Here is a 14,877-nt window from a genome sequence, read left to right on the forward strand (position 1 = left end):
GAGCCTCTTCAATGAGAGACAACCCTTCCATCGATAACGGTTGGACACTGGGCAGGAGATCTTCTCGTCCCGGTGCTGGTTCTGAGGTCATCACATGTCAGATCGCAAACATTCTTTTGTTGTTCAACGTAACGGGCAGCCTGCAACCGTCGAGGATTTGACGCCGCTCGCCTTCGCTGGCTACGCTCATTTTACGGCGATCCAGGTGCGTGGCGGCAGCGTTCGAGGCCTTGACCTCCATCTGGAGCGGCTTCGGGCTGCCTCGATGGAGTTGTTTGGCCAGGCGTTGTCGGACGATCAGGTGCGGTCCTACCTACGGGCGGCCGTGCGGGGTGGCCCTTCAGATCTGTCATTGTTGGCCACCGTCTATTCGCCGGCGGGCGAGTTTACGGTTGCGGGAGCTGAGGTGGCACCTGAGGTTTTAGTGCGAACCGGACCGCCCTCTTCCGGGCCAGTGGGGCCCCTAGCTCTGGCGGTGGTTGAGCACGAGCGGGTCCTCCCAGCCATCAAGCATGTCGGGGAGGTCGCCAAAACGTATTTCCTTCGACATGCGGTGGCGCAAGGGTTCGATGACGCCGCATTCATCGACCAACAGGGCCGGCTCAGTGAGGGGTCGATCTGGAATTTAGCCTTTTGGGACGGTTCAGCAGTGGTATGGCCGGAGGCCAAGATGCTGATCGGCACCACAATGGGCATTCTTCGCCGGCAATTGGAACGTATGGGAGTGCCTCAGCGCGTTGAGAAAGTGACGCTCGCCAATGTAGCGGAATTTTCGGGTGCCGTAGTCATGAACTCCTGGACCCCTGGTGTGGCTGTGAGCCGGATCGGCTCGGTACACTTACCTGAGGCGCCGATTTTCTTGAACCTGCTTCACAAGGCATATGAGGCTGAACCCCTCACCTCGGTGTGAGGGAACAGGACTGGTCGCATTATCTCTTGTGGCCGGGGGCTAGCCTATCCCTCTTGTCTCGTCGTCAATGACCAATGGCGCAGCGAGGCCGTGCGGCGATCCAATTCGGAAATTCTCATCCCTGCGATTTGAGTTCGTTGTGCCATTGGTACTGTTTTTGCCCGCCTGAACACGGCGGGCGTGATCCCCGTTGCTCGTTTGAGCGCCTTGTTGAAGGCAGCCGCGGCTTCGAAGCCGGCGTGACCCGATAGCTCGCCGATGGCAGATCGCTCCGGCGCAGCAGGCACCGGCGCGAAACATGCGCCAGCGGTTCGGGTAAGCAAATATTGGCTCGCCGGTCGATCCCTGAACCGCAGGGCGGAGGCCCACCAGACAGGACAAGCCGTTTAAACGCGCGCATATGCGGCTGTTTCAAAGCATGGCGACACGGGCCGGGAGGACCTAAATCGACGTATTCGGTGTCCGGCTACGACGTGATCACCCATTGCCCAGCATGACCAACAACGATCACTTCTATTTTGGCTCATGTTTGAACTTCCGGCAGATTCCTGTCCGACATATCTGGGGTAGGTCAACGACGTCCAAAGCCACCTCAGTTCTTCAGGATGAATGATGCTCGTCGGGAAGGGTGCGCGGCCCGAAGAATCGGTTTGTTCATTCATCAAGGATGTCCTTTTCCAGGACGTCAAAGGCCAATGGAAAGAGGCTGAAGCAACAATCCAGGTTTGCAGGATTGAATGTGGTGAGCGTGACCCTGGTTCGTGCTATTCGCGAGCGCCTAGACGGGGCGCAGGAGGCTGTAGCGGCCAACGATACGGGAAACCTTCTTCTTGGTACCGTAGATCATGACCCCGATGTAGCGTAATTCGGCAGGATCCGTCTGGCGCACCAGCCGCTGGAATTCGGCATAATCGGTGGTCTGCTGACCTTGGGCCGGAAAGTCCACGACCTCTAAGCCTGCCGCTATGGCCTTGTCGCGCACCACTGCCAGGTCGTGCGCCGGAGCCCCAAGCACAGGAATGCCGATGGGGATGAGTCCCGGATGAGCGTGGCCCGATGCATCGACCAAAGGTTCACCTGCCAGTTGGGGCTGGCGCATGCCCATCGTGAGCGCCATCACCGCAGCGGCATTGGCGGCGTTCCCGACCGGGAGGGTGCAATCGATCACGGCCACGCAGCGCATGGGCTCGGTCGTTAGTTCCACATCGCTTGTCACCCAGCGACCTCCATGGCATTGCTCGAGACAGGTATGTTACTCGCATGCGAGCTATTTATCTCGTATACTAGTTATATTCCTTGCATGCAAGCTACTTTGCGAAGGTGGAAGAGATCGCCTGAAGGAGGACGGGATGGAACGGCTTGAGGACTGTCTGAGCTTCGTCATCGGCAAGGCGCAGCAGCAGGTTACGAAGGCCTCCCGTGAGGCCTTGGCGCCATTTGGCGTTACGCCTGTTCAATTCGCAATTTTGAAGGTGCTGTGGGAGCGCGATGGGCTGAACGGAGCCGAGCTCTGCTCCCGCCTCGTGCTTGACAGCGCAACCATGGCCGGGCTCATTGATCGTATGGAGACTGGAGGGTGGTTGGAGCGCCGAGCAGATCCCGGAGGAGACCGGCGGATGAGCCGAGTCTATCTGACCGAGAAAGGCGCGCAGCTGGAGAAATCTCTCAACGAAGCCATGGACCGGGTCAACGCGCAGTTTGTGAAAGCGCTCGGCGAAGAGCGAGCCGCCAGTTTGTGGCGCGGGTTGGAGGCGATTGCAAATCTGTCGATCCCGGAACGAAGAAGCACCCCTGCGGTGAGTGCCGCCGCCAAGGCTACCCTGACCGAGTGACGACTGAGGAATCAAGCCGAAGTGCGGCAAGCGGGGTGGTAGGGATAGCCTCTCACCCAAGGGCTGACAGGGCACCGGTCAGAACGCCCTTCCGCTAATACTTTCGGCAGCGGCTTGACAGGTGAATACGGCAGCCAGCAGTTCATGCCATGAACTGGGGCAGTGCAGCCGCCAAGGCATCGACCGCAAGACGGATCTTCCGTGGCATGTGAGGGGTCTGCAACCATAGCGCATAGCAGTCGTACAGAAAGCTCGGTTGCTCTGGCAGTAGCGGGACAAGTGCGCCTGCCTGAATCCGCTCCCGTACGAGCCAGAATGGGAGCCAAGCGAGCCCCATCCCGGCGGTCACGACATCGGCGATTGCATCAAGATCATCGAGCCGCAGCCGGCTCTTTGGCGTGATCTCCACCGGAGGCTGGCCATCGCGCGGAAACAGCCAGGGCGGAACAGGGCCCGACCGGCGGTAGACGATGGCCTGATGCCGGGCCAGATCTTCAAGCTGCTCAGGTCTGCCGTGTCTCTCGATATAAGATGGAGACGCGCAGACGATCATGCGCTGGCGGGCGACGCGGCGGGCGACCAACCCAGTTTTGTTCTCCAGATAGCCAGTTCGGATGGCAAGATCGTAGCCATCCTCCGCAAGGTCGGCGAAGCGGTCGCTGAACGACAGCTCCAGTTCAAGCGTAGAATATTGCCGCGCGAGCTCCAGCAGAATGGGGCTAACGCAGCGCCGTCCGAAATGCACTGGCATGGTGACGCGCAGCTTTCCGCGTGGTTCGGACAGGTGATCGACTGCGAGAGCATCCGCAGCCTCAGCTTCGGCGAGGACCACCCGGCAGCGCTCATAATAGGTGCGGCCGAAGTCGGTCAGGTTTTGGCGGCGTGTGGTCCGGTTGATCAGGCGCACGCCCAGGCGTTCTTCCAAAAACCGAATATGTTTGCCGACCATCGGTCCGGAGAGATCGAGCGCGGCCGCGGCAGCCGCAAACGAGCCCAGGTCAACCACTTTGACGAACACTGCCATGCTGGTCAGGCGATCCATCTTTTAAAAACTCACAGTTACGACTGTTCTACCTGTGACGCTCTTTATCCGCTCTTTGCCTCACGGCATAGCTTATTCGATTCAACTATTTTGGAGTCGTGACAGATGGCACGGGTGGTTCGCTTTCACCAGCATGGTGGTCCCGAGGTTCTGCGCATCGAGAATATCGATGTGCCAGGGCCTAGCCGGGGTGAGGTTCAGATCCGGGTCAAGGCGTTAGGCCTGAATCGGGCCGAGGTGTTGCTCCGCACCGGCTCTTATATCGAGACGCCGACCTTACCTTCTGGTCTTGGCTTGGAGGCAGCAGGGATTGTTGAAGCGGTCGGTGAAGATGTGGGCGGTTTCGTGCCGGGTGACGCCGTCAGCGTGGTACCACCGCCCTCGATGGTCCGCTGGCCTGCCTATGGCGAGCTTGTCACATTTCCGGCCGAGTTCGTCGTGAAGCACCCGCCGTCGCTCGGCTGGGAAGCAGCGGCCGCGGTCTGGGTGCAGTACCTCACCGCCTACGGTGCCCTGATCGACATCGCCAAACTCCGCCGGGACGACTTTGTCGTGATCACTGCGGCGTCCAGCAGTGTCGGACTGGCCGCGATCCAGATCGCTAATCTGATTGGCGCGACTCCAATCGCGGTCACGCGGACGTCTGGCAAGAAGCAGGCGTTGCTTGAGTTCGGCGCTACGCATGTCATTGCTTCAGCGGAAGAAGACCTGGAAGCACGAATGATAGACATTGCCGGTCCGAAGGGCGTACGAGTCGTCTTCGATCCGATTGGCGGTCCGATATTCGAGCCCCTCACGGCTGCGATGTCACGGGGCGGCATTCTCATCGAATATGGCGGCTTGAGCCCTGAACCGACACCCTTCCCGCTGTTCACCATCCTGAGCAAAACGCTGACATTGCGCGGCTATCTTGTTCACGAGATCATCGGCGATCCGGCGCGGTTGAAGGCCGCCAAGGCGTTCATCCTCGAGGGCTTGGAGTCGGGGAATCTCAAGCCGATCATTGCCAGGACCTTTCCGTTTGAGCAGATTGTGGAAGCGCACCGCTTTCTCGAGTCGAACCAGCAATTCGGCAAGATTGTCGTGACCGTTTGATGGTCAAGAAGCGCAGAAAGCGGATGCAAATTGTCATGGACGAATGAGGCTGCCCAAGGAGCAGCCTCGCTGCCCGGCCCGTTTGCGCAAGTCGCAGATCGGCAACGGTCGTCAGGCGCTGGCAGACGTCATCGCATCGGACGGCTGCCAACACTTTGCGGTGAAGAATGGCGAAGCGCTCCCGCTGGCTCTGACGGGCTTCGAGGAGGCAAGCCATGATCTCGGTCGGCTCCGGCAGTCCGTCCACGAGCTCGCCGATGTGGCAGGGCTCATTGCCGCCTTCTCCAAGTTGCCGTGAGCTCCTACGCTAACCATCATGCTCCGAGTGCGGGATTCAGCGGTGAATGAGGCCGATCTGCTTCTGTCCTTCCTGCGGCTTTGGTTCCCCATGCCGGGGGTAATAGGGGTGACGGCTCGTCGCATCCGTCACCTGTTCCCGTATCCTTTCACGCCTGAGCTGAAGCTGATGGGGCCATCACGACAACCAGGGTTGCCGAAGTCGCCGATGAACAACCGGCCCTGTCCGAGGGTCTTCAGTTCCGCCGGCGGGGGCGGGTGTCCTGGGTTGCCGTGTACGTCGACGTCCGATGTTGCGCCCCGCGAAGAGCCTCAAAGGCCTCCTTATTGGCCCGTCCTTCAGCAATCAACTGCTCCCAGCGGCCGTCCGCCTGCATGGCGGTAATTTCTCGGTTCACTCGGTCCCTATCTGAGCCGTTCCCAGAGGCTGTCGCGACGCTTGGGGCAGCGACAAGTGCGAGTACTGCAAGCAATTTCAAGGACATGGTGTTCTCCGTTCAACCGGTTCAAGGCCGGCGGTTACTTACGACCAGTAACCTACAGATGGTAGGTGGGAACTCTTTTTCTTAACGTCAAGGTCTGTGCCGAGGTCTCCGAGCACTCTTATTCGAGTATCAAGCGGACCATTCGAAAGTGCGAAGCAATGCCGGCGCTTGCCGCGAGCGCAGGGCGGCACGTCTTCAGCAAGCCGTAGCGCGACAAGGCGCTGCGCCCCGACTTCTCTGAACTGTCAGATCATCTTTTGGTGAGGCGTTCCCCTACGGTGGCGAATAAACCCTGCAGGCCATGACGCTGAAGCCTCCCAGGCGCCGAACGAGGTGGGGGAGGGAAGGCTAGGGGGCCAGCGATGCCGGAGCCTTCCATATCGAATGCAAGTTCTGTTGAGAGGAGTGCCTATTATACCTGTGTGATGCGATTGCCGTCATAGGCGACCCCAGATATACAACCAAAAGTAACTTGCCGGCAGTAAGTATCGGCCGGGCGGCTGCGTTAATCACGCGGCCATTGTTAACGAGGTGGTGTATGGCAGCGGCGGGAAAACCCGGCTCGAAACGTCGGCTGTCTAAGGCCGACCGGTGCGAACAGATGATCGAGACGGCTCTGGAAATCATCCGTGAGAATGGGGCTGATGCATTGACCCTCGGCTATCTGGCCGAACGAGCCGGTGTCAGTAAGCCGATCGCCTACGAGCACTTTGGGACGCGGTCTGGCCTTCTGATCGCGCTTTACCGGCGGATTGATGAAAAGCAGGTCAGAGCACTTCTTGGTTGCCTGGCGACTGCCCAGCACGAGCTGGATGAAGTTGCACGCCTCATCGCGCGAGCATACATGACGTGTCACTCGGCTTCGGGACCTGAAGGGCATGCTATCTCGGCCGCCCTGATGGGCGACCCTCAGATGGAGGCCGTTCAGCAAGACCTCCGGGATGGCTGTGTCCGAATAATCGCGGACGCCCTAGCGCGCTTCTCAAAGCTCTCCCGCGACACACTTGAACAGCGATGTGTCGGAATTGTCGGAGCTGCCGAAGCGCTGTCGCGTGATATGACCCGGGGACGGTTGGACAAGGTCGAAGCGATCGAAAATCTCACAGCACTAATAGTAAGCGGCATTGATCCACGCTGATTGGGTTACCTGCTGCGGAACGCATGGGTGCGACGGGATCTTTGGTTGCGTTGCAAATTTCGAGAAGAGGCAAGCAAAGACGGACCGACGACCATGCGTTAGGCAGCGAGTGGATCGACTTGATCGGCAAGTGAAGGTTGCAGATTGCAAGCATACTTCGCCTGTCCCTTTCGCAGTATGAAGATCATCTCGATGCTGCTCCTACGACAGCACGCAGGCTGCTGACAGTCTGAAACCCAAGCATCGCCTAAACCGCCCATTTGTCGCCCGATGTCCTGCTCAATGCGATTGTTGAGCTAGGCTCTTTAACCGATGCGAATGAGTTTCGGCCAGTGACTCGATCGGTCTTGAGGACGATCTGCCGTATCGCAGTGCCAACCGGAGCCAGCAAGGAAGCAATTTATAGGATAGCAGATGCTGGTTCGATGCTCCTAAGTTCTTTCTGAGCCAGTCGCAGCGGTAGTGCCAGCATTTGTTTTCTTCCGAACCCGCTTCACGACCACAGCAACTGGGATCTCGTCATTCGACTTCTGTTCTCTGTCGGATTTCGCCTGTTTCGCGCGATTCTTGCTATTCTCCTTGAAGGATGTCTCGTCTGTCCGGAGGTGTGCAAGGCCCTTTTGCACCGCCTTTAGCAGGGAAACGACATGAGGTTGCACCTCGCCGAATGCGATAAGTTTCGTCAGCGTTCGCTCTAACTTCTCGCCACGACGGATCGCTTTCGCAACGAGGATGAGTTCATCACCAACGATCTTCGACTTCTTGGTCATAGTGCACCTTCATTGTGTCAAGGCTGGCTTCATTAGCAGCCTCATGACCTCAGAAACAGTGAAGTTTATATGACAGTTTGGCGACAGCCATCAGCTGCTAGCGATACCGTCCGCGATCCTGCTCATCGAGTCTATCTGTCGAGCGCTTCAGAGCGTCGGTAAACTTATCAGCCTGCTCGTGCTCCTTGACCGCGTTGGCTGTCCGGAAGGACGGCTTGAGCTGAATCCTCGTTCGGGAGCGGCTTGCCCTGGCAGGGGGCAGTGAGGACAAGGAGGAATGGCGGCATGCATAGTTCGCCAGGAACGGCAGACGAGCCACGGCCTGTCCATCGTATACCGGGGTTTATCTAGGACCCGATCGCCATACCGCCTAACCAAGGCTTGGTTTCGCTGCTTGGCCTGAAATTATATTCTTAGTTCGTAATCTACTTACTCACCTTCGCCATAAGTCTTCAGAGCGCCAACGATTAGATCGGTCAGCCGGTCAAGATAAGCCCTGTCGGCGGGCAGGCGCGTCACGATCATGCGCCAGTAGATCATGCTCCCGAGGAGATCTGTCGCCAAGTCGAGGTCAACCTCGTTCGATAGTTCACCACGGCTCACGGCTCGACGAAGCACCTCCTCCGCCCGCGAACGCCGGTAGGACTGGAGCCGGCTACGGATAGCCTTGGCGAGTTCAGGCGTGCGCGGCATCTCGGCATGAAGATCGGGCAGAATGCGCGCGACTAAGGGGTGGCGCAGGACGCGCCGAAGTTGACGCAAGAGGAGCTCAATGTCACTGCGCAGGTCACCAGTGTCCGGCGCCACCGCCAGATCGCTCCCCACCCGCGTCAAAACATCAGAAACCAGGGCCAGCTTGGACGGCCAGCGACGGTAAATGGCGGCTTTGCCCACACCAGCCCGCTTGGCCACCGCTTCCACGCTGAGAGCCGCATAGCCTGTCCTTGCCCATTCCCGGAACAGGGCAGCCTCAATGGCTCGGGTAACGGATTCCTGCATCACGGCGGCACCGCTCGGTTTGCGCACGGATGGTTCTCTCTTGACGTCGGAACGGTTGCGTTCCATCCAAGTTTCTCCTATATGTGTCGGAACGACACCGTTCCATCCGTGAGGAGTAAAGGTCAATGTCTAAGACACATAAGCCTGCTGGTCTTTCGCGCTTTTCCGACATGTTGAAAGCGGCCCTTGGTCCTTTGGTGGATCAGGAGGCGTCCAGTTTCCTCGACATGATGGCACCGGACTGTGTTATGGAATTTCCCTATGCGCCGCCTGGCGGGGTTACCCGAGTCGAGGGCCGGGAGGCGCTGGCGGCTTACCTCAGCGGCTTCGACAACATCCTCACCATCGAGCGCATGACTGAGCCTACGGTGCACCGGACGGACAATCCTGAGGTCGTGATCCTCGAGTTCGGCTGCATCGGCCAAGGGGTGAAGACCGGCCGCCCCTACAACCAGCGCTACATTTCCGTGATCACCGTCCGAGGTGGGAAAATCATCCGGTATGTCGACTACTGGAACCCGCTGATTGCCTTGGAGGCCATTGGTGGCTTGGATGCCCTGACAGCGGCTCTTGGCACAGGAGGGCGCTCATGAGCAATCCATCCATCCTGTTAACCGGCGGGACCGGTAAGACCGGTCGACGCATCGCCGCTCAGCTGGCTGGCAAGGGCCTCAAGGCCCGAATTGCATCTCCTACGGGAGCGGGAACCGCCGGACACCAAGGAGTACGATTCGATTGGCTCAATGAGAGCACCCATGCCGCTGCGTTGGCCGGAATCTCGGCCGTCTACCTGTTGGCGCCTGCGGGCGTTGCCGAGCCTTTGCCGGCCATGCAGCCCTTTCTGGATCAGGCATTGAATGCTGGCGTGCACCGGTTCGTTCTGCTGAGCGCCTCCTCCCTGGAGGAGGATGGTCCCATGATGGGCCAGGTGCATGCCTATCTGAAACGAAACGCGCCCGAATGGGCCGTGCTGCGGTCGACTTGGTTCATGCAGAACTTCTCAGAACAGCAGCATCTGCCGACGATCCGGGACGAAGGCAGGATTTATTCGGCCACTGGGGATGGGCGGGTGCCGTTCATCGATGCGGACGATATCGCTGCTGTCGCCGTGACAGCCCTGACCAGCGGCACGGCCTTCAACCGTGACATCGTTATCACCGGACCCCAGGCTCTCTCCTATGACGAAGCGGCTGCCATCATTGGGCAGACCATCGGGCGCAGGATCGAGCACGTCCGGTTGAGCGAGGAGGAACTTGCCCAACGGCACCAGGCGCTTGGGTTGAATGAGGCCTATGCCAGGGCCCTTGCGGCCATGGACACTGCCATTGCTCATGGCGCTGAAGATCGAGTGACCAACGAGGTGCAAGTCGTCACAGGGCGGCCCCCCAGGGGTCTAGCAAGCTTCGCCCTCCAGGAACAGAAGGTTTGGAACCCCGCGTAGGGAGGCCTCCTTACTCCCGTATCAGGAACCACGACGTCCAATCCGTTCGGCCAGGAAGTCGACGAAGGCCCTGATGCGGGTGGCCAGGTGTTCATGCCCGACAAAAACCGCATGGATCAGCTCGATGTCCTCCGCGTTGAATGGCTCCAGAACTGGAACAAGGCGACCGGCGTCGATATCGGGCTGAACGTGAAACTGCCCCACCCGTGCAAGTCCGAGGCCCTCCAGACAGAGCCGGCGCACCGTCGGACCGTTGTTAGCTTGGACATTGCCGAAGACCTCCTTCGTGTAGACCGTCCGGCTTTGAGGGTCTCGGAAGGGCCAAGCATTCACGCTGCGGAAGTTGAACGTCAGGCAGTTGTGCCGATCAAGATCGTCAGGCACCTGAGGTGCGCCGTGTGCAGCGAGATAGTCAGGTGACGCAACGATGACTCGGCGGCTTTCAAGGATCTTGCGGGCTTTCAGGCTCGAGTCCCGTAGCGCGCCGGAGCGAATCGCCACATCGGCCCGCTCTTCTAGCAGATCGATCACCCCGTCGGTCAGCGACAGGTCGAGCTCGACCTGAGGGTATCGGCGCAGAAAATCCGGCACCAGCGGCACGAGATACCGTACGCCAAAGCCCACAGAGGCGCTGACCCGGAGCCTGCCGCGCGGCTCCGCCTGGGCTCCGCCGGCAACGATCCGTTCCGTCTCGTCGATCTCTGCCAGGATGCGCTGGGCCCGCTCCAGGTAGGTTTCGCCCTCAGGGGTGAGTTGAAGCGCCCGGGTCGAGCGGACGACCAAGCGGGTGCCAAGCCGCTGCTCGATGCGGGTGATGGCCTTACTCACGGCTGAGGGAGAAAGCCCCAGCTTGCGACCCGCAGCCGAGAAGCTGCCCAGTCCGGCAGCCTGAACGAAGACTTCCATTTCCCCAGCGCGATTGTCCATCGGCCGTCCAGTTTTGAATTTGGTTCAAAAGCGTTTGTCCTTTGGTTTGGCTAATCAGCGATGTCAACCAAGCTCATATTCCGGCGTGAACAATCCAACCCTCGGACAGACAACTCGTCCGAATCTCACGACCGAAACTGTCAGTCGGAATAGGTGCTGCTATGCCTTTTGCCCTGTTTGCCTTGACGATCGCGGCCTATGCGATCGGCACGACCGAGTTCGTCATTGTTGGCCTGCTGCCGACCGTGGCGCGCGATCTCGGCATCACGCTGCCGCTGGCAGGTCTGATCGTCAGCGTCTACGCCCTTGGCGTCACGTTCGGCGCGCCCATCATCACGGCCCTGACCGGGCATGTGTCACGCAAGCCTTTGCTGCTCGGACTCATGGCCCTGTTCGTGGTCGGCAACAGCGCCGCGGCGCTGAGCCCAAGCTACGAACTACTGTTGGTCGCCCGGGTCCTCTCAGCCTTCGCACACGGTGTGTTCTTCTCCGTCGGCTCGACGATCGCGGCAGATCTTGTGCCGGAGAACCGCCGCGCCTCGGCCATCGCCATGATGTTCATGGGCTTGACGGTCGCGATCGTCACGGGCGTGCCTCTCGGCACCTTCATCGGCCAGACCTTTGGCTGGCGAGCAACGTTCTGGGCCGTGGCTGCTCTGGGGGTGGTGGCCTTTGCTGGGATCACATGGCTATTGCCGTCGAAGCTCTCCCGAGCTGAACCGGCCGGTCTGATGGAGCAGATCCGGGTGCTCGGCAGCGGCCGCTTGCTCCTGGTCTTTGCCATGACGGCGCTGGGTTATGGCGGCACCTTCGTGACGTTCACCTACCTGGCCTCAATCCTTGAGCAGGTTACCGGCTTTGCACCCTCCAGCGTCAGCCTGATCCTCGTGCTGTACGGAGCGGCCATCGCCGCCGGCAATCTGGTTGGAGGGCGCGTCGCCGATAAAAACCCGGTCAGAGCGCTCATTGGCCTCTTCGCTCTCCAAGCTGCCGTTCTTTTCCTGTTCACCTTCACGGCCGTTTCGCCGGGTTGGACGCTGGTGACGCTCGCCGCCCTCGGCTTCCTGTCCTTTGCCAACGTTCCGGGGTTGCAGCTCTACGTGGTGGAGCTTGCCAAGCGCCACCGCCCCGGTGCCGTGGACGTGGCCTCTGCTCTGAACATTGCCGCCTTCAATCTCGGCATCGCCTTTGGCGCCTGGGTGGGCGGTCTGGTGGTCGCATCGCCGCTCGGGCTCGGCGCAACCCCCTGGGTGGGAGCTATCCTGGTAGCCGTCGCGCTCCTGCTGACAATGTGGAGCAGCACCCTCGACCGGCAGGGCGCAACCGCGGCCTGCCAGCTGGCCTGAAGGTCCCGCTCACGCTCGGTGGCTGGTCAACGAGTTAAAGTCAGTTCTGCCGGTCTCGACCCCTCGCATCCTGCAGCCCCCGAATTCTGCACCCGAACTAGGAGAATAAAATGCACACTCTCACCGCCAACGGCGCAGCCATACCTACTCTCGGCTTCGGCACCTTCCGCATGCCAGACGCCGATGTCCTGCGCATGGTCCCCCATGTCCTGAAGCTCGGGCTCCGCCATATCGACACAGCGCAAATCTACGGCAATGAGGCGGCGGTCGGTGACGCGATTTTGGCCTCGGGCATCACCCGGTCCGATGTCTTTTTGACCACGAAGGTCTGGGTCGACAACTATCGGCACGACGCATTCCTCCACTCGGTGGACGAGAGCCTGTCGAAGCTGCGAACAGACTATATTGATCTGCTCCTGTTGCACTGGCCAAACAGCAGCGTGCCGCTGGCCGAGCAGATCGGCGCATTGAATGAGGTGCGGCGGGCCGGCAAGGTGCGCCATATCGGCGTCAGCAACTTCACAGTCGGTCTCATGCGCGAAGCGGTTCGGCTCAGCGATGCTCCCCTTGTGAGCAACCAGATTGAGTACCATCCCTATCTCGACCAGAAGGTCGTGATTGAGGCCGCTCGCAAGGCTGGCCTTGCCGTAACCGCCTATTACGCCATGGCCGACGGCAAGGTGTTCCAGGATGAAACTCTGAAGGACATCGGTGCCTGCCACGGCAAAACAGTCGCGCAGGTGGTGCTGCGCTGGCTGGTGCAGCAGGACGGCATTGCCGCTTTGACAAAGACGGTCAGCGAGACGCGCGCAACAGAGAACCTGGCCATCTTCGACTTCGAGCTCTCGGCCGAGGACATGGCAGCGATCCATGCCCTGGCGAAGCTGACGGGCCGGATTGTCAGTCCGGCAGGTCTGGCGCCGAGTTGGGATGTCGCCGCCTGAAGTCCCTTATCCCAACCTCATCCGAACTCAGTTCACCAACCCAACTGGGAGATAAGCCGATGACGCAAAAGGTCCCATCCAAACCGATTGGGCTCAGACGTGCTAGCCACGTGGGTATCCTCGTGTCTGACCTGGATGCATCCATACGCTTTTATGAGGCGCTGACCGGTACAAAGATCGCCAACAAGGATGCCAGCGGCGGGCCGCGGATGGCTTCGGTTCAGGGTCTTGACAAAGTGCTCATCCGCTACGCCAACGTCCATCCCGACAACATCAACATCGATCTGTTGCAGTATGAGGAGACAGCTCCCAAGAAGGCGAGCTATGCCGGCAACGAGATCGGGGCCATGCATCTGTGCTTCGAGGTCGATGATCTTGATGCCGAACCAATCCGCCTGCTCCCCTGATAGAAGGCGACCACCGCCCCTACCGGATTTCCTCTAATGCAGTGCGCCGCTGTGAGCACGATATCCGGAGCAATGAGGGCTCCCGAGCAGCGGCCCAACCGAAACGAGCCGTCCGGCTGGGCGAGGGTGCCGACCGCGACAGTGGCACGGGCGAGCTGGTCGTTGGCCCGTGCGAGCGCGCCTCCTTCGATGGCATGAGCCTGGCCGACGGGCCAAGTCAGAGCGATGGCCATGAATCACCCGAGCAGATGTTTGCCGATTCGGCGCTTCCCGCGGAAATGGAAGACCATCTCATGGTCACAACCACAGTCAGACCACTCGCTTCAAGGTCGGCGACTACGTCTGTAAGGGTGCGCTCCCGCCTCATGCGATCCTCAGGAGCCCAGAACACGGTCTGTTGTTTCAAAGCTTGGATCACGGCATCGGACATGCAGAGGAGGTCGGCATGCTCAAGAGCGCGTTCCCTAGCGCATTGGCAGCTGCCGTCCTGGGCGTTGCCACCTCGGGATCCTCAATCCCCGGATTTGCTCAGGCCATGCCAGCCCCCTGCCTGCCACAGGAGCACCAGACCGGCGCCCTCCACGACGAGTGCGGCGGAGCCGTCACATTCGGCATGAACGGGCCCATGGTGGTGCCGGGCCAGGCTCCTGACGCCGAGGCAACCGGCAGCATCACCGGCCGCATGCCGCAGGATGCAGGCCAGCACGGCAGCGACACCCCGGAATAGATCTCCAGCCGCTGTCGATGGAGTAACTGGAACGATCCACATGCCGTGGCTTCGGCGTGTCCGGACTCGAGTTGGCGGATGGCGGGACGGCAGGCGAGAGTGACGCTGCGATCAAGTTGGCCCTCCATGTTGTTCTGCTCCGTTCTGGCAGCATGTATCAGATGTTCATATTCAGCTGGGTAAAGCTGCGATCCGTTCGCACGGGCGGTGACTGATCCTGATCTGGACTACAGCTGTTGCCTTTCTCCTCTCCCTCGTGGCGTTGGGCCCGCTGCGGGAGTTCCCGCCCTCTTGGCTCCAGACCAGTGCTGAGTTGGTAGCGGTGATCAGCCTCCTTGCCCTGGTGTGCCTGCTGGAATCCAGCGGCAGCGGTACCGATCGCTCCAACCCGGTCGTCTGATCGGCCTGCCTTCTGCCACAAACACCCTAGCACCCCCTTCCGGTGGGCTAAGGCCACGCTTACCTGTAGGCATGCCGCCTCCTGCCCAGTGCCCATATGGCAGCATCATCACAGGGG

The 14,877-nt window shown here is 60.2% G+C and carries 17 protein-coding genes and 1 pseudogene; 11 read left to right on the top strand and 7 right to left on the bottom strand.

Annotated elements, in window-relative coordinates:
- Positions 1-94 precede the first annotated feature (94 nt).
- Positions 95-910, top strand: a complete 816-nt coding sequence (locus GR303_RS13935; RefSeq protein WP_161722848.1) for an aminotransferase class IV family protein — start codon at positions 95-97, stop codon at positions 908-910.
- 778 nt (positions 911-1,688) lie between these two features.
- Here GR303_RS13935 and GR303_RS13940 read toward each other — a convergent pair.
- Entirely contained in the window at positions 1,689-2,126 is a 438-nt protein-coding gene (locus GR303_RS13940) for a DUF2000 domain-containing protein (RefSeq protein WP_343038429.1), read from the bottom strand.
- 133 nt (positions 2,127-2,259) lie between these two features.
- Here GR303_RS13940 and GR303_RS13945 point away from each other — a divergent pair, with 133 nt between their 5' ends.
- Positions 2,260-2,742, top strand: a complete 483-nt coding sequence (locus GR303_RS13945) for a MarR family winged helix-turn-helix transcriptional regulator (RefSeq protein WP_161722849.1) — start codon at positions 2,260-2,262, stop codon at positions 2,740-2,742.
- A 142-nt stretch (positions 2,743-2,884) separates the two neighbouring features.
- On the opposite strand, the gene GR303_RS13950 is transcribed toward GR303_RS13945, so the two are convergent.
- The gene (locus tag GR303_RS13950) at positions 2,885-3,784 is read right to left on the bottom strand and encodes a LysR family transcriptional regulator (RefSeq protein ID WP_161722850.1); all 900 of its coding nucleotides are present in this window, start codon (positions 3,782-3,784) and stop codon (positions 2,885-2,887) included.
- Positions 3,785-3,889: 105 nt separating this feature from the next.
- Here GR303_RS13950 and GR303_RS13955 point away from each other — a divergent pair, with 105 nt between their 5' ends.
- The 3 genes from GR303_RS13955 to GR303_RS13965 all read left to right on the top strand — a co-directional run bounded on the left by GR303_RS13955 (position 3,890) and on the right by GR303_RS13965 (position 6,799).
- Complete coding sequence (locus GR303_RS13955) at positions 3,890-4,879, top strand: zinc-dependent alcohol dehydrogenase family protein (protein ID WP_161722851.1); 990 nt, start codon at positions 3,890-3,892, stop codon at positions 4,877-4,879.
- Positions 4,880-4,922: 43 nt separating this feature from the next.
- Positions 4,923-5,177 carry a hypothetical protein gene (locus tag GR303_RS13960; RefSeq protein ID WP_161722852.1) on the top strand — a complete coding sequence of 85 codons (255 nt, stop codon included), beginning with the start codon at positions 4,923-4,925 and terminating at the stop codon, positions 5,175-5,177.
- A gap of 1,085 nt (positions 5,178-6,262) precedes the next feature.
- A complete protein-coding gene (locus GR303_RS13965; RefSeq protein WP_246205515.1) occupies positions 6,263-6,799 on the top strand; it encodes a TetR/AcrR family transcriptional regulator in 537 nt (178 codons plus the stop codon).
- 98 nt (positions 6,800-6,897) lie between these two features.
- Here the strand turns inward: GR303_RS13965 and GR303_RS24750 are convergent.
- The 3 genes and pseudogenes from GR303_RS24750 to GR303_RS13975 form a co-directional block, all read right to left on the bottom strand.
- Positions 6,898-7,170, bottom strand: a pseudogene (locus tag GR303_RS24750) (DDE-type integrase/transposase/recombinase); the annotation flags it as partial.
- Positions 7,171-7,230: 60 nt separating this feature from the next.
- A complete protein-coding gene (locus GR303_RS13970) occupies positions 7,231-7,569 on the bottom strand; it encodes a hypothetical protein (RefSeq protein ID WP_161722854.1) in 339 nt (112 codons plus the stop codon).
- Positions 7,570-7,998: 429 nt separating this feature from the next.
- On the bottom strand, positions 7,999-8,634 hold the full coding sequence (locus GR303_RS13975; RefSeq protein WP_161722855.1) for a TetR/AcrR family transcriptional regulator: 636 nt from the start codon (positions 8,632-8,634) through the stop codon (positions 7,999-8,001).
- Positions 8,635-8,738: 104 nt separating this feature from the next.
- Between GR303_RS13975 and GR303_RS13980 the strand changes: the two genes are divergently transcribed.
- Positions 8,739-9,161 carry a nuclear transport factor 2 family protein gene (locus GR303_RS13980; protein WP_161722877.1) on the top strand — a complete coding sequence of 141 codons (423 nt, stop codon included), beginning with the start codon at positions 8,739-8,741 and terminating at the stop codon, positions 9,159-9,161.
- Positions 9,158-10,009, top strand: a complete 852-nt coding sequence (locus GR303_RS13985; RefSeq protein ID WP_161722856.1) for an ergot alkaloid biosynthesis protein — start codon at positions 9,158-9,160, stop codon at positions 10,007-10,009. The genes GR303_RS13980 and GR303_RS13985 overlap by 4 nt, the downstream gene beginning before the upstream one ends.
- A gap of 21 nt (positions 10,010-10,030) precedes the next feature.
- Here GR303_RS13985 and GR303_RS13990 read toward each other — a convergent pair whose 3' ends face one another.
- Positions 10,031-10,936 carry a LysR family transcriptional regulator gene (locus GR303_RS13990; RefSeq protein WP_161722857.1) on the bottom strand — a complete coding sequence of 302 codons (906 nt, stop codon included), beginning with the start codon at positions 10,934-10,936 and terminating at the stop codon, positions 10,031-10,033.
- Between the two features lie 161 nt (positions 10,937-11,097).
- On the opposite strand from GR303_RS13990, the gene GR303_RS13995 reads away from it, so the two are divergent.
- From GR303_RS13995 to GR303_RS14005, 3 genes are all read left to right on the top strand, one after another.
- Positions 11,098-12,282: an MFS transporter gene (locus GR303_RS13995; protein WP_161722858.1), complete on the top strand. Its 1,185-nt coding sequence runs from the start codon at positions 11,098-11,100 to the stop codon at positions 12,280-12,282.
- Between the two features lie 110 nt (positions 12,283-12,392).
- On the top strand, positions 12,393-13,226 hold the full coding sequence (locus GR303_RS14000) for an aldo/keto reductase (protein WP_161722859.1): 834 nt from the start codon (positions 12,393-12,395) through the stop codon (positions 13,224-13,226).
- A gap of 110 nt (positions 13,227-13,336) precedes the next feature.
- On the top strand, positions 13,337-13,633 hold the full coding sequence (locus GR303_RS14005) for a VOC family protein (RefSeq protein WP_343038430.1): 297 nt from the start codon (positions 13,337-13,339) through the stop codon (positions 13,631-13,633).
- Here the strand turns inward: GR303_RS14005 and GR303_RS14010 are convergent.
- Complete coding sequence (locus tag GR303_RS14010; RefSeq protein ID WP_161722861.1) at positions 13,549-13,866, bottom strand: trypsin-like serine protease; 318 nt, start codon at positions 13,864-13,866, stop codon at positions 13,549-13,551. The two genes, GR303_RS14005 and GR303_RS14010, sit on opposite strands and share 85 nt — an antisense overlap.
- Positions 13,867-14,168: 302 nt before the next feature.
- Between GR303_RS14010 and GR303_RS14015 the strand changes: the two genes are divergently transcribed.
- Positions 14,169-14,360 carry a hypothetical protein gene (locus GR303_RS14015; protein ID WP_161722862.1) on the top strand — a complete coding sequence of 64 codons (192 nt, stop codon included), beginning with the start codon at positions 14,169-14,171 and terminating at the stop codon, positions 14,358-14,360.
- Positions 14,361-14,877 lie beyond the last annotated feature (517 nt).

Source organism: Microvirga arsenatis (assembly GCF_009910705.1).
Lineage (GTDB): Bacteria > Pseudomonadota > Alphaproteobacteria > Rhizobiales > Beijerinckiaceae > Microvirga > Microvirga arsenatis.